Source organism: Desulfovibrio sp. X2 (genome assembly GCF_000422205.1).
GTDB lineage: Bacteria > Desulfobacterota > Desulfovibrionia > Desulfovibrionales > Desulfovibrionaceae > Alkalidesulfovibrio.
In genome coordinates this window covers 259493-285231 of sequence record NZ_ATHV01000064.1, presented here as the reverse complement: position 1 = coordinate 285231, position 25739 = coordinate 259493, and the positions used below count along the sequence as shown (strand labels likewise).

Annotated in this window: 25 protein-coding genes and 1 tRNA gene; 11 read left to right on the top strand and 15 right to left on the bottom strand. The window is 69.3% G+C overall.

The window, feature by feature from the left end; translation table 11 throughout:
* Positions 1-45: 45 nt before the first annotated feature.
* The 3 genes from DSX2_RS15420 to DSX2_RS15410 all read left to right on the top strand — a co-directional run bounded on the left by DSX2_RS15420 (position 46) and on the right by DSX2_RS15410 (position 4866).
* Positions 46-1683 (top strand): glycosyltransferase family 4 protein, encoded by a 1638-nt coding sequence (locus DSX2_RS15420; RefSeq protein ID WP_020881927.1) that lies wholly within the window; start codon positions 46-48, stop codon positions 1681-1683.
* A complete protein-coding gene (locus tag DSX2_RS15415) occupies positions 1680-2834 on the top strand; it encodes a glycosyltransferase (protein WP_020881926.1) in 1155 nt (384 codons plus the stop codon). Before DSX2_RS15420 ends, DSX2_RS15415 begins: the two co-directional genes overlap by 4 nt.
* A 232-nt stretch (positions 2835-3066) precedes the next feature.
* Positions 3067-4866, top strand: a complete 1800-nt coding sequence (locus tag DSX2_RS15410) for a methyl-accepting chemotaxis protein (protein WP_020881925.1) — start codon at positions 3067-3069, stop codon at positions 4864-4866.
* A 219-nt stretch (positions 4867-5085) separates the two neighbouring features.
* On the opposite strand, the gene DSX2_RS15405 is transcribed toward DSX2_RS15410, so the two are convergent.
* The 3 genes from DSX2_RS15405 to sppA form a co-directional block, all read right to left on the bottom strand.
* On the bottom strand, positions 5086-5436 hold the full coding sequence (locus tag DSX2_RS15405; protein ID WP_020881924.1) for an MTH938/NDUFAF3 family protein: 351 nt from the start codon (positions 5434-5436) through the stop codon (positions 5086-5088).
* Between the two features lie 68 nt (positions 5437-5504).
* The gene (locus DSX2_RS15400; RefSeq protein WP_020881923.1) at positions 5505-7298 is read right to left on the bottom strand and encodes an FAD-dependent oxidoreductase; all 1794 of its coding nucleotides are present in this window, start codon (positions 7296-7298) and stop codon (positions 5505-5507) included.
* Positions 7299-7366: 68 nt separating this feature from the next.
* The gene (gene sppA / locus DSX2_RS15395; protein ID WP_020881922.1) at positions 7367-8380 is read right to left on the bottom strand and encodes a signal peptide peptidase SppA; all 1014 of its coding nucleotides are present in this window, start codon (positions 8378-8380) and stop codon (positions 7367-7369) included.
* A gap of 121 nt (positions 8381-8501) precedes the next feature.
* On the opposite strand from sppA, the gene deoC reads away from it, so the two are divergent.
* On the top strand, positions 8502-9176 hold the full coding sequence (deoC, locus tag DSX2_RS15390) for a deoxyribose-phosphate aldolase (RefSeq protein WP_020881921.1): 675 nt from the start codon (positions 8502-8504) through the stop codon (positions 9174-9176).
* A gap of 198 nt (positions 9177-9374) precedes the next feature.
* Positions 9375-11003 carry a S10 family peptidase gene (locus tag DSX2_RS15385; RefSeq protein ID WP_020881920.1) on the top strand — a complete coding sequence of 543 codons (1629 nt, stop codon included), beginning with the start codon at positions 9375-9377 and terminating at the stop codon, positions 11001-11003.
* A 93-nt stretch (positions 11004-11096) separates the two neighbouring features.
* On the opposite strand, the gene DSX2_RS15380 is transcribed toward DSX2_RS15385, so the two are convergent.
* A complete protein-coding gene (locus tag DSX2_RS15380) occupies positions 11097-11357 on the bottom strand; it encodes a DUF493 family protein (RefSeq protein WP_020881919.1) in 261 nt (86 codons plus the stop codon).
* Positions 11358-11461: 104 nt separating this feature from the next.
* On the opposite strand from DSX2_RS15380, the gene DSX2_RS18910 reads away from it, so the two are divergent.
* On the top strand, positions 11462-12046 hold the full coding sequence (locus tag DSX2_RS18910; RefSeq protein ID WP_020881918.1) for an HU family DNA-binding protein: 585 nt from the start codon (positions 11462-11464) through the stop codon (positions 12044-12046).
* Between the two features lie 109 nt (positions 12047-12155).
* Here DSX2_RS18910 and DSX2_RS15370 read toward each other — a convergent pair whose 3' ends face one another.
* The 7 genes from DSX2_RS15370 to ercA form a co-directional block, all read right to left on the bottom strand.
* Positions 12156-12773 (bottom strand): DUF445 domain-containing protein, encoded by a 618-nt coding sequence (locus DSX2_RS15370; RefSeq protein ID WP_020881917.1) that lies wholly within the window; start codon positions 12771-12773, stop codon positions 12156-12158.
* Positions 12774-12855: 82 nt separating this feature from the next.
* The gene (locus DSX2_RS15365; protein ID WP_020881916.1) at positions 12856-13866 is read right to left on the bottom strand and encodes a hypothetical protein; all 1011 of its coding nucleotides are present in this window, start codon (positions 13864-13866) and stop codon (positions 12856-12858) included.
* Between the two features lie 150 nt (positions 13867-14016).
* Entirely contained in the window at positions 14017-14304 is a 288-nt protein-coding gene (locus DSX2_RS15360; RefSeq protein WP_020881915.1) for a hypothetical protein, read from the bottom strand.
* Positions 14305-14350: 46 nt separating this feature from the next.
* The gene (locus DSX2_RS15355) at positions 14351-15466 is read right to left on the bottom strand and encodes a radical SAM/SPASM domain-containing protein (RefSeq protein ID WP_020881914.1); all 1116 of its coding nucleotides are present in this window, start codon (positions 15464-15466) and stop codon (positions 14351-14353) included.
* 126 nt (positions 15467-15592) lie between these two features.
* Positions 15593-16012, bottom strand: coding sequence for a hypothetical protein (locus tag DSX2_RS15350; protein ID WP_020881913.1), 420 nt, complete (start codon positions 16010-16012; stop codon positions 15593-15595).
* Between the two features lie 170 nt (positions 16013-16182).
* Positions 16183-17673: a sensor histidine kinase gene (locus DSX2_RS17760; RefSeq protein WP_020881912.1), complete on the bottom strand. Its 1491-nt coding sequence runs from the start codon at positions 17671-17673 to the stop codon at positions 16183-16185.
* Entirely contained in the window at positions 17657-18820 is a 1164-nt protein-coding gene (gene ercA / locus DSX2_RS15340) for an alcohol dehydrogenase-like regulatory protein ErcA (RefSeq protein WP_020881911.1), read from the bottom strand. Before ercA ends, DSX2_RS17760 begins: the two co-directional genes overlap by 17 nt.
* 254 nt (positions 18821-19074) lie before the next feature.
* On the opposite strand from ercA, the gene DSX2_RS15335 reads away from it, so the two are divergent.
* Positions 19075-19299 (top strand): hypothetical protein, encoded by a 225-nt coding sequence (locus tag DSX2_RS15335; protein ID WP_020881910.1) that lies wholly within the window; start codon positions 19075-19077, stop codon positions 19297-19299.
* 43 nt (positions 19300-19342) lie between these two features.
* On the opposite strand, the gene DSX2_RS15330 is transcribed toward DSX2_RS15335, so the two are convergent.
* Positions 19343-20089 (bottom strand): DUF2231 domain-containing protein, encoded by a 747-nt coding sequence (locus tag DSX2_RS15330; RefSeq protein WP_020881909.1) that lies wholly within the window; start codon positions 20087-20089, stop codon positions 19343-19345.
* A 334-nt stretch (positions 20090-20423) separates the two neighbouring features.
* On the opposite strand from DSX2_RS15330, the gene DSX2_RS15325 reads away from it, so the two are divergent.
* Together DSX2_RS15325 and DSX2_RS15320 are read left to right on the top strand one after the other, a co-directional pair.
* Positions 20424-21056 carry a class I SAM-dependent methyltransferase gene (locus tag DSX2_RS15325; RefSeq protein WP_020881908.1) on the top strand — a complete coding sequence of 211 codons (633 nt, stop codon included), beginning with the start codon at positions 20424-20426 and terminating at the stop codon, positions 21054-21056.
* A gap of 200 nt (positions 21057-21256) precedes the next feature.
* The gene (locus tag DSX2_RS15320; protein ID WP_020881907.1) at positions 21257-22174 is read left to right on the top strand and encodes a hypothetical protein; all 918 of its coding nucleotides are present in this window, start codon (positions 21257-21259) and stop codon (positions 22172-22174) included.
* Between the two features lie 66 nt (positions 22175-22240).
* Here the strand turns inward: DSX2_RS15320 and DSX2_RS15315 are convergent, their stop codons facing one another.
* The 3 genes from DSX2_RS15315 to DSX2_RS15305 form a co-directional block, all read right to left on the bottom strand.
* Positions 22241-22786, bottom strand: a complete 546-nt coding sequence (locus DSX2_RS15315) for a DUF1003 domain-containing protein (RefSeq protein WP_020881906.1) — start codon at positions 22784-22786, stop codon at positions 22241-22243.
* A gap of 438 nt (positions 22787-23224) precedes the next feature.
* A tRNA-Arg gene (locus DSX2_RS15310) sits at positions 23225-23301 on the bottom strand.
* 74 nt (positions 23302-23375) lie between these two features.
* On the bottom strand, positions 23376-23807 hold the full coding sequence (locus DSX2_RS15305) for a pyridoxamine 5'-phosphate oxidase family protein (protein WP_020881905.1): 432 nt from the start codon (positions 23805-23807) through the stop codon (positions 23376-23378).
* 123 nt (positions 23808-23930) lie between these two features.
* Here DSX2_RS15305 and DSX2_RS15300 point away from each other — a divergent pair, with 123 nt between their 5' ends.
* Positions 23931-24593, top strand: a complete 663-nt coding sequence (locus DSX2_RS15300; RefSeq protein WP_020881904.1) for a phosphoadenosine phosphosulfate reductase family protein — start codon at positions 23931-23933, stop codon at positions 24591-24593.
* A gap of 2 nt (positions 24594-24595) precedes the next feature.
* Positions 24596-25675 (top strand): hypothetical protein, encoded by a 1080-nt coding sequence (locus tag DSX2_RS15295; protein ID WP_020881903.1) that lies wholly within the window; start codon positions 24596-24598, stop codon positions 25673-25675.
* The last annotated feature ends 64 nt before the right edge of the window (positions 25676-25739 follow it).

Genomic DNA, 25739 nt, shown 5'->3' with positions numbered 1-25739 from the left:
AACGCCGAATTGACAGGGAGGGCCGCTTCGTGTCCTATCCCGTCCATGCGCGAAACCGGGATATTCGGAACACTCGATCCGTTCTACGAGGGCGGCGACGTCATGGGCCGCAAGGTGGCCAACGCCGCCTTCCTGAAGGCCCTGCTCGCGGCCGATCCCTTTGCCGCCTACCATTTCTTTCCCCCGAGCGAGACCGTGGCCGGGGTGCTGCGCCGCGACCTCTCGCGCGACTTCCCGGACCTCGTGGCCTCGGGCCGCGTGGCCGTGCTGCACCGCCTGGAGCTCCCGCAAATGCTCCAGACGACGCGCTACCACTGCTTCCACCTCTCGGACTGCCTGCTCTCCCAGCCGCACCTTGCGCGGCTGCGCAGCCTGCACGCGCCCGAGCGCTTCCCCGTGACCGGGGGCATCCATTCGCTGTCGCGTTCGGACACCCCGCTCGCCTTCGCGCAGCACTTCTGGCCGGGCGTCTGCCCGCGCGACGCCGTCGTCTGCACCTCCACGGCCGGGCGGGCCACGGTGCGGGCCATGCTGGACGACCTGCGCCGGGGGCTCGGGCTCGACCCCGCGCGGCTGCCGGACCCGCGCCTGGAGCTCATCCCCCTCGGCGTGGACGCCTCCGCGCTGCGCCCTGCCACGCCCGAGGCGCGCGCCGCGGCCCGCGCCGAGATCGGCGCAGGGGAGGGCGAGACGGTCTTCCTGGCCCTCGGGCGGCTCGAACATCATTCCAAGATGGACCTCCTGCCGCTCCTGCGCGCCTTCCAGCGGGCCTTCGCGAGCGGCCTCGCGCAGGCCGCCGCGCATCTGGTCCTGGCGGGGTGGGCGGAGGAGGACGACGAGATCGTGCGCATCGTGCGCGCCCTGGCCGCGAACCTGGGGCTTCGCCTCTCCGTGGTGCTGAAGCCCGCACAGGACCGCAAGCTGCGGCTCCTGGCCGCGGCCGACGTGCTCGTAAGCCCCTCGGACAACTGCCAGGAGACCTTCGGCCTGACCCTGCTCGAGGCCGGGGCCAGCGGCCTGCCGGTGCTGGCCTCGGACTGGGACGGCTACCGGGACATCGTGGTCCACGGCGAGACCGGGCTGCTCGCGCCCACGGTGGGCCCCTCGGACACCGCCGGGGTGGACGCCCTCTCCCGCCTGGTGGCGGACAACCAGTACCATCTGCTCCTGGCCCAGCGTACGGCCGTGGACGTTGCCGCCCTGGCCGACGGGCTCGTGCGGCTCGCGTGCGACGCGGATCTCAGGGCGCGCATGGGCGCCGCTGCCCGCGCCCGGATCGAGGAACGCTTTACCTGGGACGGCGTGGTCCGCGGGCACCTCTCGCTCTGGGAGCGGCTGTGGGAAGAGCCCGCTGGAAATCCCGCGGGCGAACACCCCCTGCAGCCGCACTTCGCCCGCGCCTTTGCCGGGCATCCCACGCGCTCCGGGCTCTCGGGCCTGACGATCCGCCGCAGCCGCTCGGGCGAGGCCGCCTGGCGCGGCCAGGAGCATCCGCTCATCTACGCGGGCGTGAGCCACGTCGTGACGCCGGAGCGGCTGCACGGACTGCTGGTCCTGGCCCGCGCGCCCCTGGAGGGGGCGGAGCTTTCGCTGCGCGCGGCAAAGCGGCTTTCGCTCCCGGCCGAGGAGGCCGAGGCCCTGGTGCTCTGGGCGCTGAAGCAGGGTTTCCTGGAGTTCTCGTGAGCGCCTCCCTGCCCGCCGGGGTTTGCATCGTCCAGCACAGCCTCCTGGAATCCAGGGGCGGCGCGGCGCGCGTGGCAGACCTCCTCTGCGGGGGAATCGCCGCGCAGGGCGCCAGGTGCCGCCGCACCTTCGAGCTGGCCGAGAGCGAGGCGGGCGCGGCCCGCCTGGCCGAGCGTCCGGGGGCGCAGGAGGCCGCGGAGGCGGCCGCCGCCGGATCCCTCGTCCACCTGCACGCGAGCCTCGACTGGGCGGGGCTGCTCGCGGCCCTCGGCCGCGCCGGGGCGGGAGGGCGCGCCGTCCTCACGCTGCACGACTGCCGCCTGTTCACGGGCGGCTGCCCCTATCCCCTGGGCTGCGCCGGGCTCGACTCGGGCTGCCCCGATCCCTGCCCGCGCGGTTTCCCGGACAGCACGGCGCGTCGGGCCGCGCAGCTTTCCGCCCTGGCCGGGCTCTCGCCCCTCCTGCTCGCGCCCTCGCGCTGGATGCGCGACCTTGCCGCGCCGTTCCTCGAATCCCTGGGGGACGGGCTCGCCATCCGGGTGCTGCCGAACGGCGTCCCCTTTCCCGCGAGCCCGCCCGGCCCGGCCGAGCGGGCCGAGGCCCGCCGCGCCTTCGGCATCGAGCACGACGCGCGCGTGGTCCTGTTCGCGGCGCACGGCGCCGAGGCGGCGCAGTACAAGGGCGGCCACCGCTGGGCCGAGCTTCGCGCCGCCGTGGCGCAGAGGCTGCCGGGCACGCTTTTCGTGCAGGCCGGGGGCGAGGAGGTGGCCCGCGAGGACGGCCTGCTGCGCCTGCCCTACCTGCCGCCCGAGCGGCTCTCCCGGCTCATGCGCGCGGCCGACCTCATGCTCTATCCCACCTTGGCGGACAACCATCCGCTCATCGTGCTCGAGGCCATGGCGGAGGGACTGCCCACGCTCTCCTTCGCCGTGGGCGGCATCGTGGAGCAGATAGTGGACGGCAAAAGCGGCTTTCTCGTGCGGCCGGGCGACTGGCGGGGCATGGCCGAGCGGGCCTCACGGATCCTGGCGGCGCCGTCGGACCTTCGCCGCGCGCGCGTCGGCGTCTTCGCCCACGGCCGGGCCCGCTTCTCCCTGCCGCGCATGGTCGCGGACCACGCCGCGCTCTACGCCGGGCTTCTCGCCGTGTAGAGGCCTCTGCTGGGGCAGCCGCCCGGGTGCCCCGCCCCCGCTTCCTCATGACAAACTATAATTGTCCGGCTCTGCTTCCTGCGTAGAAATATCCGCGGGGGGATGGGGATTATCCCCGGCGCCGCATCTTGCCGGGGGTCCCCTTATCCCGCGGCCGGAGGATCGTCCCCGGCCGTGACGCAGATGGCGCTCGCCGGGTCGCACGGCCGGGGCGTGTGACCGGGGGCAGAGCATGTTCAAGAAGCTGAGCCTCAAGTGGAAGATCCTGCTCATCGCAGCGCTCGGGCCGTTCCTGGTGGCCGTGGCCGCCGGGGTCTTCGAGAACCGGACCATCAAGCGGCAGAGCATCGAGGCCATTACCCAGAAGAGCAAGGCCATCGTGCTCATGGCCGAGGCCGCGCGCGAGAAGATGGCCCAGAAGCTCGAGCTCGGCGTCATCAAGCCCTTCGACCAGATTCCCCCCGACCAGATCATCGAGGCCATTCCGGTTATCACGGCCATCCAGATGGCCGAGATGCAGGCCGAGAAGGCCGGCTACACCTTCCGGGTGCCCAAGATCAGCCCGCGCAATCCTCGCGACGAGCCCACGCCCGCGGAGAGGGCCGTGCTCGAGGAGTTCCGGGATAAGGACATCGGCGAGAAGCTGATCGTGAGCGACGACGCGGTGACCTACTACCGCTCCATCAAGCTGACCAAGGAATGCCTGACCTGCCACGGCGACCCCAGGGGCGCGCGCGACATTACGGGCGGGATCAAGGAGGGCTGGAAGGTGGGCGAGCGCCACGGCGCGTTCAAGATCACCTACAGCCTGGCCGGGGCCAAGCAGGATATCGCCGCCGCCGAGCTCAGGGCGGGCGGGGTGAGCGCCGCTATCCTCGCGCTGTGCATCGTCGTGGGCTGGCTCATCGCGAACAGGGCCGTGATCGGCCCGCTGCTCAGGGTCAAGAGCTACGCCGAGAAGGTGGCCGAGGGCGACCTGGACGCGGTCTGCGCCTGCGATTCCGTGGCCGAGGTCGGCGAGATGAAGGACGCCATCGAGTCCATGGTCGGCAACCTGCGCGGCAAGATGCTCGAGACCAAGGGCAAGGGCGAGGAGGCCGCGCGCGCCAAGGAGCAGGCCGAGGACGCCCTGGCCGCGGCCAGGGAGCAGGAAGGGAAGGTCAAGGAGCTTCTGGCGCGGCTGACCCACGTGGCGGCGGATGCCCGGGGCGTGGCCGAGACCGTGGCCGATGCGGCCACCGCCCTGGCCGGGCAGGTGGACAGCGTGAGCCGGGGCGCGGAGGTGCAGAGCCGCCGCACCGCGGAGACGGCCACGGCCATGGAGGAGATGAACGCCACGGTGCTCGAGGTGGCGCAGAATTCCGGCAAGGCCGCGGAGACCGCCGACCAGGCCAGTGCCAAGGCGAACGAAGGGGCCAGTGTCGTGGCCCGGGCCGTGGAGGCCATCCAGCGCGTCTACGAGCAGGCCCAGTCGCTCAAGGGCGAGATGCAGGGCCTGGGCAAGCAGGCCGAGGACATCAGCCGCATCCTCGACGTCATTTCGGACATCGCGGACCAGACCAACCTCCTGGCGCTGAACGCGGCGATCGAGGCGGCGCGGGCGGGAGACGCCGGGCGCGGCTTCGCCGTGGTGGCCGACGAGGTGCGCAAGCTGGCCGAGAAGACCATGGCCGCGACCAAGGAGGTGGGCCAGTCCATCGACGCCATCCAGGGCGGGGCGCGGCGCAGCATCCAGAGCGTGGAGGAGGCGGGCAAGACCATCGAGGACGCCACCGGCCTCGCCAACGCCTCGGGCCAGGCGCTGAAGGAGATCGTCAGCTTCGTGGGCGGGACCACGGACGGCGTGCGCTCCATCGCCACGGCGGCGGAGCAGCAGTCCGCGGCCAGCGAGGAGATCAGCCGGGCCATCGAGGACATCAGCCAGATCACGGCCGAGACCAGCCAGGGCATGATCCAGGCCTCCGAGGCCATCCAGAACCTGGCCGAGCAGGCCGGGAAGCTCAAGGAACTCATCGAGGAAATGCAGTCCTAGCGGGCGGTGGATACCGAGGAAAGCGGCAAGGCCGCGCGGAACGCCGCGCGGCCTTGTTTCGTCTTCAGTCCCGAGCGAGATCGAAACGCTGCTCGATGAGGGACGGCCCCCATCGCGTGGAGGGCTCCTCTCGGGGCCGACCGGCGCCGGTTCGCGCGAGGAGCGGGCTATCCGGCTGTCCGCGTGGGGTCAGGGCCGAGGACGGCGCGGCCGAGCCGCTCAGCAGGTGAGGTGGAAGGCCCCGGCCACGGAGCGTCCGGCCCGGAGCAGGGAATCGTAGGTCTTCCACGCCTGGCCCGTGGGCTCGGCCACGAGTTCCATGCCGCGCGCCCCAAGCTCCTCGGCCAGCCCCTTTGCCAGCCGCATGACGCCCTGGGCGCCGGTGCCGACGACCAGCACCTCGGGCAAGGGGCCCGGCGCATCGAGGATCGCGCCGAGGTCGCCGATGGTCAGCAGATGCCCCTCGCCGCGCCACCAGTTCTCGACAACCCGTCCGCCCACGAGCAGCAGGTCGCGCCGCAGGACGCGGCCGTCCACGGTCATGGAGCCGAAGGAATAGGCCTCGATCATCGTTCGTCTTTCCTTGGGGGGCCTTGCGGACCCCGTGGTCCTCGTGGTTCGGAGGGCGCCGTCTCCGTTCAGGCCGGTGCGCTTTCCGCCTCCTGCTCCTCGGTCTCGAAGCGTTTCAGGTCCTCGAAGGCGGTCATGGCCGCCGTGGCGCCCGCGCCCACGGCCGTGACGATCTGGCGGAGGCCGCCGGTCACGTCGCCCGCCGCGTAGACGCGCGGGATGCTCGTGCGCATGGCGCGGTCCACGTCGATGTTGCCGTCCTCGTCGATCCTGAGGCCGACCTGGCGCGCCAGCACCGTGTTGGAGCGCTCGCCGATGGCCAGGAAGACCCCGTCGCACGAAAATTCGCTCGTCTCGCCGCTCAGGGTGTTCTCCAGGCGCAGGCCCTCGAACTTCTCCTTGCCCATCATGGACGTGACCCGGGTGTTCCAGAGCACGGGGACGGACTCGCGCTGCACGGACTTCTGCAGGTACTCCTGGGCCCGGAAGGCCGCGCGGCGGTGCACGATGGTCACGTCCACGCCGAGGTTCCTGAGATACAGCGCGTCGGTCAGGGCGGTGTTGCCGCCGCCCACCACGGCCACCTTGCCGCCCTTGTAGAGCGCGGCGTCGCAGGTGGCGCAGTGCGACACGCCGTTGCCGTAGAATTCCTTCTCGCCGGGCACGCCGAGCATCTTCCACTGCGCGCCCGTGGCCAGGATCAGCGCCCGGCAGCGGTACAGGGCGCGCGGCGTGACCACTTCCACGCTGCGGCCGACCTTGATCTCCGTGACCTCCTCGAACTCGTGGATGTCCACGTACTCCCGCGCGTGCTGGGAGAGGAGCTCCACGAGCTTGCCGCCCGCCGTGGCGATGATCCCGGGATAGTTCTCCACAATGGGCGTGACCGCGATCTGGCCGCCCACGGTCTTCTTCTCGAGCACCACGGAGCGCAGCCCGGCGCGTTCGGCGTAGATGGCCGCGGTGAGCCCGGCCGGGCCGCCGCCCACGATGACCACGTCGCGCTCCACGGCCTCCTGGCCTCCGGGCGCCCCTGTGCCCTTGCGGCCGATCGAGAGCAGCAGCTCCTCGGCCGGGGTGAGCGAGGTCAGCTCGACCACGAAGCGCTCCTCGGGCTCGAGGCCCAGCACGGGCAGGGTGTCGTTGATCACGGTATGCGGCACGCTGCCCACGTTGAAGCGCCGGGCGAGCCCCTGGTTCTCGGTGATCTCCACCACCTGCACGCTTATGAGCTCCGGCCGCTCCACGGCCGTGCGCACGGCCGTGCCCACCTGGCCCGGGCAGTAGGGGCAGGTGGGGCTGACGAAGACGCGCACTTGGCGCTTCTCGTCCAGCTCGGCGAGCAGGTCGCGCGAGGTCTTGCGCAGGCCGCTCTCGCCGAGCGAGCAGAGGACGACGGCCTCGATGAGGGAGCGGCCTTCCTCGCCCGCGGGCGCGCCGGTGAAACGGATGTCGTAGCGGTCCGGGGCCACGAGCAGGGTGGGCGATTCCTCGATGCCCCGCTCCTTCGCCTCCGTGTCGCCGAGGTCGAACTCGGTGATCTCGATCTTGTCCGTGAGACGGGCGAGGTCGCGGGTGAACTTGTGCGTGAACTCGTTGTACTCGTCGTTCAGTCCCTTCTTGGTGAAGAGCCAAAGCGCCACGGGCGAGCGCAGCCCGGCGAAGAGCTTCTCCAGGTAGGTGCGGCTCTCCTCGGGGATGAACCACTCGTCGTCCCCGCCTGCCGCCTCGGCCGCGCCCTTGCCCGCTCCTTTGCCCGCGTGCGCCTGGTGCTTCTTCCCGCTCTTGGGCCCGCTTTTGGGTTCGCCCTTGGGGTTGTCTTTGGGGTCGTTCTTCGGATCGTCCTTGGAAAAGATTCCCATGCGGCTCCTCGCTTCGCTTCGCGCCGTGTGGTGCGCCGTGTGGTGCTTCGTGTGGTGCGCGGTCCGAGCTAGCGCGTCTCGGGCAGCCAGAGCCAGTAGAAGCCCGGCCGCATGGACAGGGCGGCCTGCGCCGCGCCGAGGTCCACGAGCTTCATGTTTCCGGTCGGAACCGAGGAGGTGGCCGGGTTGTAGATGCTGTCGTCGGCGTAGGCGGTGCGGCGGTAGGCCACGACCCTGGCGTCCTCGGGCAGCCCGGCGAGCGACTTGGCCTGGGCGATGGCGTCCTGCATGAAGCCGATGGAGTCCACGAGCCCGGCGGCCTTGGCCTGCGAGGCGGTCATGACGTGCGCGTCGGCGACGAAGGCCAGCTGTTCGTCCGTCAGATGGCGGCGGTCCTTGACCAGGGCCAGGAAGCGCGAGTTCATGTCGTCGATGAGCTCCTGGAAGAGCTTCTTCTCCTCGGCCGTGGCGGGGCGGAAGGGCGAGCCCATGTCCTTCTCCTTGCCGGACTTGTAGGCCTCGACCTCCACGCCGATCTTGTCCATGAGCCCGGAGATGCGCGGCTGCAGGAAGATGGTCCCCACGGAACCCGTGATCGTGGTCGGATGGGCCACGATGCGGTCGGCCGCGAGCGAGACGTAATAGCCGCCCGAGGCCGCGAGCCCCATCATGCAGGAGACGACCTTGTCGCCGGTCTTCGCCTTGAACTGCGCGAGCTCGTGGTAGACGATGTCCGAGGCCGTGGTCGATCCGCCCGGCGAGTCGACCACCAGGATCACGGCCTTCACGTCCTTGTCCTTTTCCGCCTTCTGAAGCTGCGAGGCGACCTCCTGCACCGTGGAGGGCCGGGTGACGAAGACCCCCTTGTCCGGCTCCTCGCCGATGAAGCCGCGCACGGGAACGAGCAGCACCTTGTCCTGTCCCTCGCCCTGCAGGGTGAATTCCTGCAGCGGCTCGGTGTAGTCCGGGAAGAGGGTGAGCTTCTGGGCGCAGGAGACGCAGGCGAGCGCCAGCATGGCGACGGCGAGGAAGCGCGCCCAGGCGGGAACGCGCGCGGAAACGGTGGCAGTGAAGGACCGCATGGAAACCTCCGGCGGGTGGTTCGTTTTTTCCGCAAGTCGCCGCGGCACAGGCCACGGCTGTCCGGAGCATATCACATCGACCCCGCTTGGCAAGGCACGGCGCGGCGCGTAAGGAGAGGGCATGGACCAGAAGGACCTCACCCCGCGCGCGCTCGCGGCCCGTATCGACCACACCCTGCTCGACCTCTCGGCCTCGCCCGCGGCCATCGAGAAGCTCTGCCGCGAGGCGCTCGAACACGGCTTCAAGGCGGTCTGCGTCTATCCCGTGCACGTGGCCCGGGCCGCGAAGCTCCTTGCGGGCAGCCCGGTGCTGGTCGCGGCCGTGGTGGGCTTTCCCACCGGGCTCGAGCCCACGTCCGAGAAGGTGTCCCAGGCCCTGGCGGCCGTGGGCGCCGGGGCGCGCGAGCTGGACATGGTCGTGAACCTCGCCGCGCTTCGCGGCCGCGATCACGCGGCCGTGGCCCGGGACATCGGGGCCGTGGTCGCGGCGGCCGCTCCCTTCGCGGTCAAGGTCATCCTCGAGACCGCCGCGCTCTCGCGCGACGAGAAGATCATCGGGGCCGCCCTGGCCAAGGCGGCTGGCGCGGCCTTCGTCAAGACCTCCACGGGCTTCGGCCCTGGCGGCGCCACGGTCGGGGACGTCGAACTCCTGCGCGCCGTGGTCGGGCCGGACGTGTCGGTCAAGGCCTCGGGCGGCATCCGCACCTTCGAGGACGCCAGGGCCATGCTCGAGGCCGGGGCCGACCGCCTGGGCTGCTCGTCGTCCCTCGCCATCCTCTCCGGAGCCGCCTCCTGACCGCTGTCCGGTCAGCATCCGCTCGCCACCCCCGCCTTGCCATCGCCGCTGTTTCGCGGCACATACTGAAGGCATGTCCACCGACACGCCTTGTCCTTCCTGCCGGACGGGAACCTCCGGTCCGTGCAGAACATCCGCCATGAAGCGCCTGCTCATGCAACGCCCGTCCATCCGGACGCGGCCCCAAGGAGAACAGCCATGCCGCGCCGTCCGGACGCGCCCTTCGCCCTGCCCGTCGTGGTCCTGCTCGTCGCCTTCCTCATCGCCCTGTGCCTCTTCGCCGCTCCTGTCGAGGGTTCGGCCGCCGAGGCCGCTCCGGGCGGCCACGCCGACAAGGCGGAGCAGGGCGGTTCCGCCAAGGGCGAGGCCCAGTCCGCCCTGCCCGAGGAGACGCGCTCCGTCACCCACCACGTGGTGGACACGCCCGCGGGCAAGCTGCGCTATACGGCCACGGCGTGCTTCCTGAACGTGGATCTGCCCGGGCAGAAGGCCAAGGCGCGCATCTTTTCCGTCTCCTACGTCCTCGACGGCGCGCGCCCGGCCGACCGTCCCGTGACCTTCGCCTTCAACGGCGGCCCGGGTTCCTCCTCGGTCTGGCTGCACCTCGGCGTGCTCGGCCCGCGCCGCGTGGTCCTGCCGGGCGACGGCTCGGCCCCCCCGCCCCCGGCCCGCCTCGCGGACAACCCCGAGACGTGGCTCGCCTTCACCGACCTCGTCTTCGTGGACCCCGTGGGCACGGGCTTCTCGCGCGGCATTCCGGACGATGCCGCGGCCGAGCGCAAGTTCTGGGGCGTGAAGCAGGACCTCTCCTCCATGGGCGAGTTCGTCCGCCTGTGGCTGTCGCGCAACAACCGCTGGCTCTCGCCCAAGTTCCTGGCAGGCGAGAGCTACGGCACGCTGCGCGCCGCGGCCCTCTCGGCCCATCTCTACGAGGCGTACGGCGCGGAGCTCTCGGGCCTCGTGCTGCTCTCACCCATCCTCGACTACGCCACGGTCCTGCGGACGGAAGGAAACGACCTGCCCTACGTGGTGGCCCTGCCGACCTATGCGGCCACGGCCTGGAAGCACGGGCGGCTCTCCGCGCGGCTACAGGCCCTGCCGCTTCCGCAGCTGCTGGCCGAGGTCGAATCCTTCTGCACGCACGATTTCCTGCGCGTGCTCTACGAGGGGGAGGAGGCGCCCGCGGCCGAGCGCGACGCGGTCTTCAAGCGGGAGGCGGAGTACACCGGGCTGCCCGAGGAGCTGGTGTCCCGACTGCACGGTCGCGTGGGGCCGGGGCGGTTCTGCAAGGAGCTTCTGCGCGACAAGGGACTCGTGCTCGGACGCATGGACACCACGGTGACCGGACCGGACCCTGACCCCGCCTCGCCCTGGCCGACCTACGACCCCTCGCTCGACTCCCTCTCCGGTCCGTTCGCCGGGGCCGTCAACGCCTATCTGCGCGAGGAGCTGAAGTTCTCCTCGGACATGATCTACGAGCCGCTGTCCGGCAAGGTGAACAGCGCCTGGGACTTCCAGAGCGGGCTGGACGACGGACAGGGCTTCGTGGACGTCTCGCGGGCGCTGCGCCGCGCCCTGGTGCTGAACCCGCACCTGAAGGTCTTCTGGGCCATGGGCCGCTACGACCTGGCCACGCCCTATTTCGCGGCGCGCCATACCATCGGCCACCTCTTCCTTCCGGGCGGGCTCGGCAGGAACCTGACCACGGACTACTACGACGGCGGGCACATGATGTACACGCACGCCGCGGCCCGCGCCGCGCTGCTCTCGGATGCGCGCGGCTTCTACCGCCAGGCGGCCGGGCAGGCGGCCGGGGGCGCCAAGTGATGTTGCGGGGAGGGAAGAAAGAAGGCCCCGTGAACCGGGGCCTCGGATTGCTTGCGGATTTCGCTGGCCAAGCCGGGGGGACGGCCTGGAGGACTAGAGGCTGATGACGCCGGGAATGGTCGCGGCCTGACGGTAGACCGCCACCACCGCGGTGGCTTCCTCCATGCTGGCGTTGGCCGTGATGCTCGTGTAGCGGCCGTTTGCGCTTTCGCGCGTGCTGACCTCGAAGCCTTGGAAAAGCTCAAGAAGCACGGGAAGATGCGGCGTCGGCACGATGAACTTGAAGCAGTAGTCGCACGGCCAGGACTCGCACTGTTCCAGCGTCTGCTGCAATTTTTCGTAGCAATCGTTCATTTTTCCCGCCTTTTTGCGCGCGGGGCGTGGAAAAACCCTGCGGGCTGTGTTATTGAAGGCAATAGGTAACTCCTTTTTACCGAACGTCAAGCCGGGAGGCTCCCATGGCGAAAGACTATCTTACCGCATACATGAAGACGCGCGCCGGGCTCGAAACCAACCGTCAGGCAGAGCAGTGCTACGAGGCGATCCTCGAGGAGATCGGCATCGCTCTGGCGAGCGGCGAAAAGGTCGTTCTGCGCCCCTTCGGCACCTTCGCGGTGCGCAATCGCGCCGCGCGCACCGGCCGCAACCCCTCCACCGGCGAGGCGGTGCCCATTCCCCCGCGCACCGTGCCCGTCTTCCTGCCCGGCGAGGAGCTGCGCAGGACCACCGAGGCCCTGGACAAGGGCAAGGGCAAGGCCTGGCTCGAGCGCCGCGACGCGGTGCGCAAGGCCACGGAGCAGTTCGACGAGCTGCGCGGCCGCATGGGCGCCTACCTGAAGCAGGCGGGCTCGCTGCCGCAGGATGCCAGGTCTGCCTACGAGCGCAACCTGGGACAGGCCAGGGAGCTTCTGGAGAACGCGCGCTACAGGCTCGACCTGCTGCGCCGCGGCGGAGCGGATGCCCTGGGCGAGCTGAGGAAGGGGGTGGACTCGGCCCTGGGCGAGCTCAAGAAGTCCCTGAACAGCGCCGGGAAGAAGTTCTAGCGGATCGAGGGGGGCCCCGTCGTTTTGCGCGGCCGTCCGGGCGATCACGACTCGTTCGTGGTCCCCGGGCGGCCGGACGACTTTCGGCCGCGCGCAGCGGCCGCCGGGCCTAGCGCAGCAGCCAGAGCCCCAGGGACTGGACCGCGCCGATGAGGAAGCCGAGCACGCCGCCGGTGAGTTCGATGAAACGGAACTCGCTGCGCATGATGGCGAAGAGGATCTCCTCCAGCTTCTCCACCGGGAAGGCCGCCACCTTCTCCCGGACCACGCACTCCACGTCGTAGCAGGCCGTCAGTTCGGCCGCCGCCTTGTCCACGAAGAGCGGGATCAGCTTCTCGATCTCCGGGACGATGATGTTCTTGACCTTGTCGAGCACCGCTCCGGTCAGGAACATGCCCGCCATGGGCACGGCCTGCACCAGACGCTCCGTGAGGATGCGCTCGACCTCCTGCTCGATCGTGCCGCGGAAGCGCGCGGCCAGATCCTGCTGGCGCAGCGCGTCCGCTATCTCCTCCATGTTCACCAGCTCGCGCTCGATGAGCGCGCCGAGCCGCGCGGCCAGGGCCTCCTGCCGCTTGGGGAAGACGCCCTGGATGGTCAGGGGGCCGATGCGCAGGGGCAGGCGGGGGTGGAAGAGCATCTTCACGGCCAGCCAGTTGGTCACCCAGCCGATGAGGCCGCAGATGACGGGGCCGACGAGATAGGGAATGAGTTCGCGGGCGGTCATGTCGCATTCGCTCCGGTTCGGCGCTAGTCCGGTTCCATGTGTGAGGGAGCGCGAATAGCAGAGAGAAGGGCGGACTGTAAAGTTACCAGCGATGCGCGAGTCGGGGCAGCCAGTCCGGATGGATCAGGGAGGCGAAGGGCTCGCCGATGCGGTCGAGCGGCACGGGCGCGCCGCCCATCTCTATGGCCGCGGCGCGCAGGAGGGTAAGGGGCACCGAGGCCTCCGGATTGAAGCCGTTGTCCGGCGCGAGGCGCACGGCAAAGCCCCGGCCGTCGTGCGCCCAGAGCGCGGCAGGGAAGTGGCGCGTCCCGTCCAGCCGCTCGCCCAGGGCTTTGAGCATGGCCTGGCCGATGGGCACGAAATCCTCTTTCCACAGGCGGCGGCCCAGGCTCGGCAGGGTCTCGTTGCAGACGAAGGAGAGCTTTCCCTCGGGCAGGGCCGCGTACGTCTCGGGCGCCTTGGCGTCGCCGAGCAGGGCGAGCCCGATGCCGAGGCCCCTGCAGAAGGCGGCGGTGCGCTCCCAGGTCGGCCGGTCGCGCTCCACGCCCACCAGGCGGATGTTCGCGTAGCCTGCGCGCCGGGCGGCCAGGTACATGGCCAGCATGAGCACGCCCGTGCCCGTGCCGATGTCCAGGCCCAGGAACGGGGTGCCTTTCTCCCGCGGCGCAGGCAGGGGAACGCGCAGTATTTCGCGCAGGATGTGGGCGCTCTTGGGCAGGTCCGCCACCATGCACAGGGCGAAGCCGCGGCACAGCAGGCGGGCGCGCAGTTCGTCCCGCCCGTCCAGGCTTTCCGCGCCCCGGCGGCGGTTGTGGAACTGGTCGAAGAGCAGGCCGAGCGCGGGAAGCGGGACGCTCTGCGCGGCCGAGTCGTGCACGTAGGCGTGGAAGAATTTCGCCAGCAGCCGCAGGAGGTCGCTGTCCGCGATCTCGGTTCCCGGAGCGGCCAGGCGTTCCATCTCGGCCAGGAGGGGGCGGTCGGAATAGTCCTCGTCCGCGAGCAGCGGCGCGCCGAGCGCCGGACGGTGCAGGAGGCGCGCGCAGAGCTCGGAGAGCGGCGGGGCGGGCGGCAGATTCTGGATCGTCTCGCGCATGGGGGCTGCCGAAGCACGAAGCGTGCCAGGGCACGGCAGGCAGGCCCCGGCGAGGGGGGGCGGTCGCCAGGTCCGTCCGGCAGGGCCGCCCGGCGTCGGCAATCGGACGCCGAGCCGGACGGCCCCTCGGGAGCGGGGGAGCCTGCCCTGCTAGGGCTTGGGCTGCGACGCGAAGTAGCTGGCCACGTCGTTGATCTGCTGGTCGGTGAGGTTCTTGGACATCACCACCATGGAGTAGGGCGTGCCCTGGCCGTTCCTGTAGTCGCGCATCTTCTGCGCGATCCAGTCGGCGCTCTTTCCGTCGAGGTCGTGCTTGGCCGTGTGGCAGGTGCAGCGCTTGGCCACGGCCTCGCCCGCGGCGGGGTCGCCTATCTGGGCCAGGGCCACGGCGGTGAGGCCGAACAGGGCCAGGACGAGGGTAAGGGCTGCGATACGCATGGCATCCTCCTTGGGTATGCGCCGTCTTGGGTATGTCACGGGCGGTCTAGGAGGCCGCCTTCGTGTCGTCGAACAGCCTGCTCTTCTTGTGAAAATAGGGCTTGAGCAGCGAGAGCCCGCCCACCTGCAGGAACGGCTTGACCAGCCAGGAGAGCGCCGAGCGCGCGCCCAGGCAGCGGCGGCAGGCGGGCAGCACCGGGCGGAAGCGCCTGAAGCCCGCCATCACCTTGCCCAGGGCCGGGCTCTTCAGCACGTCCTCGATGCTCCTGTCCGCGATGCTGCCGACCCGGGTCTTGCCGTCGAAGTCGATGCAGCACAGGACCACGTCGCCGTTCCAGAGCACGGCGAAGTGGTCGCGCATGCCGAAGCAGTAGCCTGCCCAGGCCTCGCGCACCGCGTCGTCCGAAAAGGCGTTGCCCCAGTCCCCGAGCATGTAGGTCTCGAAGAAGGTGTTCGGCAGGATCTCGACCACGTTCCATTTCCAGGACTTGAGCTTTCGGAGCCGGTCGAGCGCTGTCCTGCGCTCCTCCGCCCCCAGGTCCATGAGTTCGTAGATGCGCTCGACCCACGCGGAGAAGGTGTCGCGCAGCTCCTGCGTCGACGAGATGACCCGCATGGGGCCCTGCCTCTCCTCGATCGATTTCGGCCGGAAGGTGGTGTTCAGGAAGCGGAACTTGAAGATCGTCTCCGGCCAGCGCTCCCTGTAGGCCGCGAAGAAGTCCACGATGCCGGTGAGGAACCCGTCGAAGTCCAGGCGGCCCGCCCTGCGCAGCTTGAAGGATTCCTCGTCCGGGGTCTGCAGCGAGACGTCCACCTGCTTGAGCTCGTAGTCGAGCAGCCGCTTTCCGGCCTCGCCGCCCAGGCCGCCGCCGTTCGTGGTCAGCCCCACGGGCATGCCCGCGTCCCGGGCGTAGGCGAGGATGTCGAAGAACTTCGGGTGCAGGGTGGGCTCGCCCATGACGTGAAAGGTGATCTTCTCGGCCAGCCCCTTTCGGCTGATCTCGTCGATGGCCCGGCGCGCGAGCGCCTCGTCCATGTAGCCGTATCCGCGCGTCATCAGGGACTTCGGGCAGAACAGGCAGTTGAAGTCGCAGACGTTGGTCAGCTCGAGATGGATGCGCTTGAAGGGAATGCGCACATGGCCGAAGGGGCTCGTGGTCATGGCCCGTCCTTTGGAAAATACGACATACCCCCATCCTAGCGCAGAATTACGGCGAAGACCAGGGTGGGGGCATGTCGGCCGCGCTTCTCGCGCGGTTTTTTCGGACGGTGACCGGGGAGCGGCGGGCTAGGGCAGTTCCTTGATCACGCTCGATCCCTCGGGCAGGAAGGTCACGCTCAGGCGGATGGTCTTCATGGTCGCGCCGCCGGGCTTCACGTAGCGCAGGGTGAGGATGGAGGGCACGCGCTTCTCCACCGCGAAGAGCATGCCCAGCTGGCAGGCGTTGTTCACGCCGCCCGGGCATTTGAGCGACTGGTCGGCCAGCCGGACGGCGCCTGCGGGCTCCACGGAATACTTCCACTCGTAGCCCGCGGACTTGTCGAGCTCCAGGTCGGCGACCTCGAAGATGTTGCTGCCCAGGGAGTTCAGGCGAATGCCGCTCTGGGCCTTGGCCGGGCCGGGGAAGGCGAGCAGGGCCAGGGCCAGGGCCACGGCCGGGACGACGATGGACGTGAGCGAAGCAAGTCGGGCAGGGATGTGCCGCATGAAATCCTCCAGCAAAGGCGTTGCACGATGCACTTCCCGCGTGCGCGCGGGAGCGGGGGACCGGAACGTCCGTCACGATCCGGCGGCCGTTTCGACGATCCGTGGGCAGGATATAGAGACAGGGCCGCCGGTTGTCGAGAGGAAGGAGAGGCCCGGGGAAGGGCGGGGGATCAGAACGAGGCGTCGACCTCGGCGGGGAAGGTGAGGGAGAACGTCGTGCCGCCCGAACGCTTGAGGGCGATGCTTCCGTCCAGCTGCCGGGCCAGGCTGAAGACGAGCTGCAGTCCCAGGCTGCTGAGTCTGTCTGGCCTGATCCCGCGCGGCAGTCCCACGCCGTCGTCGGACATGGTCAGGCGTATGATGCCGCCGCGCACGGCGAGCCGGATGGTGATGGCGCCCGTGTCCCGTCCGACGAAGCCGTGCTTGAGGGAGTTCGTGAGCACCTCGTTGACCAGAAGGCCCAGGGGAATGGCCTTGTCCAGGCTCACGTCCACGGAGGGGATCCGCACCTCGAGGCTCACCACCGTGGCGCTCTTGAAGGTCTTCAGTATCTGCGTGGCCAGCCGTCCCAGGTAGTCGTCCAGGGCCACGCGCGAGAGCGTGTCGCTGCGGTATATCTGTTCGTGCACCAGGGCCATGGCCGCAACGCGGCTCGCGCTCTCGCGCAGCGGCTCGAGGATCGTCTGGTCAGTGAGGTCGCGCATCTGCAGGTTCAGCAGGCTGACCACGATCTGCAGGTTGTTCTTGACGCGGTGGTGGACCTCCTTGAGCAGGGTCTCCTTCTCGCGCAGGGAGTCCTGCAGGCGCTGCTCGGCCTGCTTGCGCTCGGTGATGTCCGTGACGAAGGCGCAGTGGTACTCCTCCCCCGCGAAGGACACGGGGTCGGACTGCACCTCCACAGGGACGATGCTGCCGTCCTTGCGCCTGTGCCGCGCTTCGAAGGTGCGCCTGCCCATGGCGCGCATCCTGTTCCACTCGCCTTCGCCCCAGTGATGGACCGGACGGTCGGGATCGATCTCGTCGAGGTTCAGGGCCAGCAGTTCGGCGCGCGTGTAGCCCAGATGGCGGCAGGCGGCCTCGTTGACGTAGGTCAGGCTGCCGTCCTGGCGCAGCCAGAAGATGGGCGTGTTGCTCGAGTCCATGGTGTGCTGGGTCAGGCGAAGGGCGTCCTCCATGGCCTTGCGCCTGGTGACGTCGCGGGCCACGATGACGCAGTGGCGCAGCTCGTCCTGTCCTTCCGCCGTCGTGTCATCGGCCCCCTCGGCCTCGCGGGTGAAGTTGAAGGTCATCTCCACCGGGATGAGTTCCATGGAGGAGGTGTGGAAGGCGGTCTCGAACGGGGCCTCCCGGTCCGCGCGCGGCTGCAGGCAGAATCCGCCGCCCGCGCCCTCGGATATGTCGCCCATGGTCATGCGCAGCAGCTCGGCGCGCGTGCGGCCCAAGCGGGCGCAGGCCGTCTCGTTGGCGTCCTCTATGCGGCCGCTGGCCGCATCCACCAGGAAGAGCATGTCGCTCGAATTGTCGAGCAGGGCACGGAAGCGTTCGAGCTCCTCGAGCCGTTTCTTGAGCTCGGGGAAATAGCTCTTGTGCAGGGAGCGTTCCCCGAGCCCGATGAGCCTCAGGCGATCGTTTTCCGCTGGGCGATCAGAGCGCTTCTTCATAGATGCGTTCGAGGTCCTTCGCCGAGGCCTTGCGCGGGTTCGTGAGCAGGCACGGATCGCAGGCCGCGTTGGCCGCGAGCTGGGCGAGATCGGAGCGGCGCACGCCGATGTCCGAGAGCGTCCGCGTGACGCCCGCGGCCCGCCTGATCTCCTCGATGCCTGCAACGAGCACCGCGCGCGCTTCCTCGTCCGGAAGGCCGGTCAGGGACAGCCCGAGCGCCTCGCCCACGTCCCTGAATCGTTTCGGGCAGGCGGAGAAGTTGTAGCCCACCACGTGGGGCAGGAGCAGGGCGTTGCATTCGCCGTGCGGCAGGTTGAACAGGCCGCCCAGGGAGTGGGCCATGGCGTGGACCGCGCCCAGGATGGCGTTGGAAAAGGCCAGCCCGGCCTCGAGGCTCGCCAGGAGCATCTCGCTGCGCGCGGTCAGATCCTGCGGCTTCGCTATGGCCTGCAGCAGGTTCGCGGCCACGCGGCGCATGGAGGCCAGGGCGAAATGGTCGGTGATGGCGAAGCTGGCGTTGGAGACGTAGGCCTCTATGGCGTGGGTCAGGGCGTCCAGGCCGGTGCATGCGGTGAGGTAGGGCGGCATGCTCGCGGTCAGCTCCGGATCGAGCAGCGCCGTGTCCGGGATCATGGTCTTGCTGACGATGGCGATCTTCACCTTGCGCGTGGTGTCGGTGATGATGGCGAACTGGGAGACTTCGGCCGCGCTGCCCGCGGTGGTGGGCAGGCAGATGAGCGGCGGCCCGGGCACCGGGACCTTGTCCACCCCCTCGAGCGAGAGGATGTGGGCCTTGTTGGTGGTGACCACGCCGATGCCCTTGGCGCAGTCCATGGCGCTGCCGCCGCCCACGGCCACGATGGCCTCGCAGCGGCGGCCGCGGTAGACGTCGGCCCCGGCCATGACCTCCGTGTCGCGCGGGTTCGCGGATACGGCGTCGAACAGCACCGACTCCACCCCCGCGCCGCGCAGGTTGTCTGCCACCTTTGCGGTCCAGCCCGCTTCCATGATGCCGGGGTCCGAGACGAGCAGCACGCGTCTGGCCTCGAAATTCAGGGCATAGCGGGCCGTCAGCTCGCTTGCCCCCTGGCCGAAGACGAACTCAGGGGCGACGAACTTGCGCAATTCCGACAGACACCCGCTCATGTGAGCTTCCCCTTTTGGAGTAGGCCCGGTGCCGGGACATTCGTGGCTGATGGAACGATGTTCACCCATGCAGGGGTTTTTTGCAATGATTCTTTGCCGTGAGGAAACCTGATCGGCACAAAGGGCATGCCTCTTGCCAAGAGGGGATGGCACCATGCGTAGGCGCGGGGAAAAAATAATAGAGCGATACGTATCCGCGTGCTTTTATCTCCTGGCCAGTCGGGCCAGAGCACGCTGCCGCCAAGGAGGAAGCCGTGGACCTCATCTCCTGCTGTCGCCTCAATCCTGCCCCCGGTGCCGACGCCGGAACCGAATGGTGGCGAGTGTCCTTCCGCCACGGAGAGATGGTCCGCCACGTGCACGTCCCCCTGAAGGGCTCATCCAAGAGCCGCGACGGCCGCATGCGCGAGGCCATCGCCCGGGGAACGCGCGACATGCGCTACTACCAGGACCTGTACAGCCTGCCGCCGCGCGGCTGACGCCGGGGCCTGCGCCGCGGGCCGGGGAGCGCCCGGCCCCCCGCTACTTCTCGGACGGGAAGGTCAGTCCCGCTCCGAACCAGCCGATGATCGAGACCACCGGAGCCAGGGCCAGGACGAGCCAGACGTACGTGAGATGGCCCGGTGCGCCCGCCTCCAGGATGTCCGGCACGCCGAGCCGCCAGATGAAGGCCGAGAGCGACGCCAGGAAGAGCAGGGGGGAGAGCACCAGCTTGACCAGCACGGGCCGGATGAAGCGCGTGCCGTAGTTGAAGCGCCAGGTGGCCAGGCCGGTGAAGATGGCCACGGGCGTGAAGAGCACGTTGGCGCCCAGGCAGTCGAGCGCGCCCGCGTCGAAGGTCTTGGCCCCGGTGAGCAGGTAGAGCAGGGTGAAGCCCGCGGCCGCCAGGGAGAAGACTATGGGGAAGTGCACGGTCATGGGGTGCGGATGGCGCTTGAGGATGGGGAAGCGGCGCACGATGGCAGGGAGTCCTTGGTCGTCCGCCTCGTTCTGCTTCGTCTCCCGTTTTTTCGGGGCGGCCTGCCCCTCCTCCTGCATGACCCCTATCTGAGGGAAGCGTTCCAAAAGCTCCGGTCCGTGCGGCGCGGCCTTGATCTCCTCGCTCATGTTCCCACCCGCGGTGTGGCGGTTCATGTGCCTGCCGTTCTTCCACAGCTTGCTCTCGCTCAGGTCAACGACCTTGCCGTCCACGGCGACGTAGACGGGCTTCCCCTCGCTGCCGTCGTTGCGCGCCAGCTCTTCCGGGCTGAATGTCCGCTTGTCGTCCATGCATGGTCTCCGCTGGGTGTTTTCCGGATGTTCGGGCCCCGGATGTTCGGGGCCGGATGGTTTCGGCCGGATGGTTCTCGCCCGATGCTTCTCGCCGGATGGCCCGCACCGCCGAAGCGGCCCGCGGCCGTCCCTCGTCCGCCACCTTTATTCCCGAGCCGGCATGGATCGTCAATACGGTCGCGCCGGTAGGCTCGCACATGCCGCACCCGGCGCGCGGATCGCTTGCCGCTGCCGCCGGGCCCTGCTATTCCCCTGCGATGCCACGGGATCCGCTTGCCGGGCCCGCGCGGCCATGCCGGGAACCATCCCGGAAGAGAGCAGGGAGAAGACGATGCAGAACGCGAAGAAGGATTTCGACAAGGAAGCCGCGGCCTGGGACGAGGTCCCGGCCCGTGTGAAGCTGGCCGACGACGTGGCCCGGGCCGTGCGCGAGGCCGTGGCGCTCGCGCCGTCCATGGATGTCCTCGACTTCGGCTGCGGCACGGGGCTTTTGACCCTGCGCCTGCAGCCCCACGTGGGCAGCGTGACCGGCCTGGACAGTTCGCCCGGCATGCTCGCCCGGCTCGAGGAAAAGGTCGCGGAACTCGGGATCGGGAACGTCCGCACCGCGCTCGTGGACGTCTCCCGGGGCGAGGCCGTGCCCGGCCGCTACGACCTCATCGTGAGCAGCATGGTCCTGCACCACGTGGAGGACGTCCCGGGGCTCCTCGCCCGGCTGCGTCCGGCGCTCGCGCCCGGCGGCAGCATCTGCCTGGCCGACCTGGACTCCGAGCACGGCCTGTTCCACGACGACGCCACGGGCGTCATGCACGACGGCTTCGAGCGCGCCGAGCTGCGCGCGATGCTCGAGGCCGCGGGCTTCGCCGACGTGCGCGACACGACCGCCGCCACCGTGACCAAGCCCGGCGCGGACAAGGTGGTGCGCGATTTCACTGTGTTCCTGCTGACGGCCCGGGCGGGCTGAGCAGCCATCTGTCCATAGACAGAGAAGGGGAGAAACTCGTGCCGAGCGTGCTGCTCGAGATACCCCGCGCACGCGCCGCCCCGCCTGCCGCTATGCTGTCATCCGCCCGGAATCCCCAGCGGGAGAGGCTATGCTCCGGCTTGCGAAGAACGATAGGCTGGTCTATCAGAGGGGCCGATAAGAATCTGTCGAGGTGACCGGTGCGCACGTTTCCGCTCCTTCTTTCGTTCCTTCTCCTGTCCGGCGCACTGGCCGCGTGCTCGACCTCCCGCCATGAGCCGCCCTACATGGTCCAGTACTCCGGAACGGTGACGCCCATCACCGAGCCCATCCCCGTCTCCTACGGACCGGACTCCGGCACCGTGTCGGTCTCGACCGAGGGGCTGAAGGCGAAGAAGTTCTTCAGATGGGCAGAGCCCGTCGTCTACTCGGTGGAGGCGTACGGCGAAAACTCCCTCTTCTGGCGGGTGGCCCCCGAACCGCAGCCCCACGTGCTGGGACGGAAGATCCCCATGTGGGAAGATCTGGGGCCGTTTCCATCCGTGGCCTTCCTGACGGACCGCGCCGGCAGGATGGGCGCGCGCGGCGCCGTCTACGACGGCCAAAGCGAGACGCTCTCGGGCGTCGGCTCCGAGAACCCGGAATTCAAGGAGGCGGCCAAGCTGGTCGTCGATTCGTGGACAGGGCTCGAGAAAGACAGGCTGAAGTCGGGCGACGTCTCGCACTGCTATCGCGGCGATACGCTGTTTCGCCACGCCAAGGTCGAGGGCCCTGTCTGCTACAAGGTGGACGGATACGGCGAGCATTCCGGACAGAAGGTGCTCGTGCTGTCCATCCTCGAGGATAACGTCCCGATGACCATCACGGACGGGAACGGCAGGCACGAATTCAAAGCGCTCATCAGCGGATTCGAGCTCCGGGACCCGACGAATTTCGCGAAGCTCTCCGCCAAGCTGAATATCAACGGCAAGGATATCGGAACCGGAGAGTTCTTCTTCGCCACCAGGGAATACAGGAAATTCAGCAAGCTCGTCCTGACCGGTCCGTCCTCTCTGGAGGACCTGACGCCTGTCGAACCCGGTGCGTCGCCCGGGCCGCCCCAGAAGGAAGCCCTCTGAGCGGGCGGGCGGCGGCCACGCTGCCGGTGCGCAGGCCCTGGGCCCGGCGCGAGGAGCCGGGAGCCGCTACTCCTGCTTTACGACCCTGTCGTGCATCTCGAGGGTCAGCTCCTCGATGCGCTGGCTGAGGTCCTTCACCATCTCCGTGAGTTGGGTGTTCTGCCGCAGCAGTTCCAAGAGCTGATCGGCCTGGACGGACATCTGCATCTGGCGTTTTTCCATGGAGTTGGCGAGATCCTCCCTGTGCTGGGCGTCCGCTTCGGCATGCGCCTTGTCCCTGTCGGCCTGCCGCGTCTGCGCCAGGAGGATGAGCGGGGCCGCGTAGGCGGCCTGGAGGCTGAAGGCCAGGTTCAGGAGGATGAACGGGTAGACGTCGAACTTGTATGGGCCGACGACGTTCAGGAGTATCCAGATGCCGACGATGACCGTCTGGGCCACCAGGAAGAGGGGCGTGCCGAAAAATCTGGCGAACGCCTCGGCCTTCAGCGCGAACCAGTCGTTGCCGAAAACGGAGCCGAGGTGGCCGTACGGGCTATGGAACCGCAGATGGTCGAGGGCTCTTCTGGGGCCCGGGGTCTTGTCGGCGGATGCTTTCGTGTCTTCGTCGTTCATGTGCGGCGCCTCCTGCTGCCGTTTTGAGATTTGAAGGTCCCGGCCGTCATCGCCTGCCTCGCCGGGGGCTCTCCGTGTTCGCGAAAGGCCGGTCGGAAGAACGGGCGCGAAATCGGGCACTCAGCCGGGATCGAGGGGAATATGCTCTTTTCGGCGAGAAAGTCTCCTGCCTGCATCGAGGATGCCCTCGCATCTCCTTCATCCTGTTTTGTCATGCCGGGAAGGGAGTTTTCAAGCACCCGAGGACGGCCGACCCGCGGTCAGGCCATTGGCCATGCCCCTGAGGCGATCGGCCCAGGGGGGGCGCGCAGAAGCGGCAGGGGGTGGGGAGGGAAGGGCGGCTTCCGGGCACGGGTCGCTCCCCTCGGAGAGCGCGGCATCGCCGCAAAAGCAAAAGAGGGACCGGCTGGTGATTCCAGCCGATCCCTCGGTATTTTCTGGCGCGCCCGGCACGATTCGAACGTGCGACCAACAGATTCGTAGTCTGCTACTCTATCCAGCTGAGCTACGGGCGCATCGGAGGAGAGGTATCTACGCAGGCTGCTCTCCTTCGTCAAGCGATTTTCTTTGCCGTCCCTGAAAAAAAATTTCAAAGCGCCTCGAAATGGGAGTTCTCCACGCCGTCCAGGAGCAGGGCCGAGCGCAGGCGCACGATGAGCACTTCCGAGTCCGGATGGCCCGCGAGCCTGGCCAGGTGGGGCAGGCGTTCCACCATCTCCTGCTTGATGCGCTCGCGCTCCTCGTTCGTGGCGGGCTGGCGGCTCTCGCCCTCGAGCGTCAGGGCGGACACGGCCCAGGCGCTGTTCGCGTTGCGGGACCTCGTGTCGATGAGCAGGGAGACGCTTGGATTGCGCAGGCAGTTGCGGTACTTCTTGGTGCTTCGCGACGTCAGGAGATAGAGTTCTCCGACGTCGGCCGAGGGCAGGTAGGACATGAGCGAGCAGTGGGGCTGGTTGTCGGATGCGGTGGCCAGCGCACAGGTGTCGTTGGAGAGGATGAGCGTGCGGATGGTTTCGAGCATGACGGCCTCGTGAAGGTTGAAGCGGTGACCCTGAAACGAAAAGACTCCGATTCTTCTGTAGCGCACATTTCCGGACAGGGGCAAGGGAAAGGCGATTCGGCGCAAAAGTCGCTGGACGAGCTCGTGGCCGGAAGCCTCGCCTTCCTGCGCACCCTCGCCCGGGAGCACGATCCCGCGCGCACGGCCGTGGCCTTCACCGGCGGCAAGGACTCGAGCGTGGTCCTGGACCTCTGGCGCCGCGCCCTGCGCGAGGAACGGGGCGGACGCGCCGGTGACGCGCCCCTCCTGGCTCTCTCCCTGGACACCGGGCTCAAGTTTCCCGAGGTCACGCGGCTGCGCGACGAGATGGCCGCGTCCTTCGGCGCGCGGCTGGTGATCGCCCGGCCCGCGCCCGGCTGTGTCGTGGGGCCCGGGGACGGCCGCGAGGCCTGCTGCCGCGCGCGCAAGATCGAGCCCCTGCTCGCCTCGGTGCGCGGCCTGGGTCTCACGCTGCTGCTCACCGGGCTTCGCCACGACGAGCACGCGGCCCGCGCCGGGCTCGGCCCGCTCGAGCCCCGCACCGCCCCGGACCACCTGCGCGGCCATCCTATCCTGGCCTGGAGCGAGATGGACGTCTGGGCGTACATCATGCAGGCCCGGCTGCCCTATTGCAGCCTCTACGACGAGGGGTACCGCTCGCTCGGCTGCGCTCCCTGCACCCATGTCGCGGACGGGGGCGAGCGCTCCGGCCGCGACGCGGACAAGGAGGCGCGCATGGCCGAGCTGCGCGCCCTGGGGTATTTCTAGCCATGACGAAACGTCTGCCGCATTCCCGTCGCCCCGTGTTCCCGCTCCTGCTGCTCGCCGTGCTCCTGCTGCCGCTCGCGGCCCGCGCGGGACAGGCCGTCCCGGTCCACGAAATCCCCCTGGCCGGGCCCGCCGCCGAACGCTCGGCCGAGATATCGGGCATGGACTGGCGCGGCGACGAGCTGGTGCTCCTGCCGCAGTATCCGGACTGGCGCGCGCCCGGGCAGCCCGGCGTGCTCTTCGCCATCCCCCGCGCCGAGGTGGAGCGGGCCGTGGCCGACGCCCTGGCGGGAAGGACGCCCGCCCCGGTCCGGCCGCGCGAGATCGAGGTCCGGGGCGCTGACCTGCGCGGCCTCGTGCCCGGCTTCGAGGGCTTCGAGTCCATCGTCTTCCTCTCGGCGCGCGAGGCCGTGCTCTCCGTGGAGTCGCACGGCGACTTCGCGCTCGCGCCGCGCATGCACGGCCGGCTGGTCAGGGCCGAGCTGGACGCCGGGGGCCGCACCCTGCGCATCCTGCCCGGGACCCTGGCCGAGGTGCCGCTGGAGGTGAACCTGCGCAATATGGGCGTGGAGGCCCTGGTCTTCGACGGCACGAAGATCGCCGCCTTCTACGAGGCCAACGGGCGCAACGTGAATCCCGCGCCCAAGGCCTGGCTCTTCGGGCCGGACCTCGCGCCGCGCGGCACCTTGCCGCTGGCGCCCCTGGAATACCGCCTGACCGACGCGAGCCGCCCGGACGCGCAGGGTCGCTTCTGGGTCATCAACTACCTCTGGCCGGGCGAGCGCGACATGCTGAAGCCCGCCGCGGGCGAGGACCCCGGCCCGGGCGTGGCCGTGGAGCGACTGGTCTGCCTGCAGCTCGGCCCGAAGGGCATCGAGCGCGCAAACGTCGCCCCCGTGGACCTCGTGCCCGCGGCCGAGCCGCGCAACTGGGAGGGGCTGGCCGTGCTGCCGGGCAAGGGCTTTCTCCTGGCCACGGACACCTACCCGCGCACCATCCTGGGCTTCGTGCCCTACGCGGAAGCCGGGCAGCCCGCCCCGGCGCCGCTTCCGGGCGATGCGGCGAAGGCACCGGCACCGTGAGCGCGGACTTGGCTTGGCGCTTGTTTTCGGCTATGGTCAACGGCTCATAAATTGCGTGATTCGA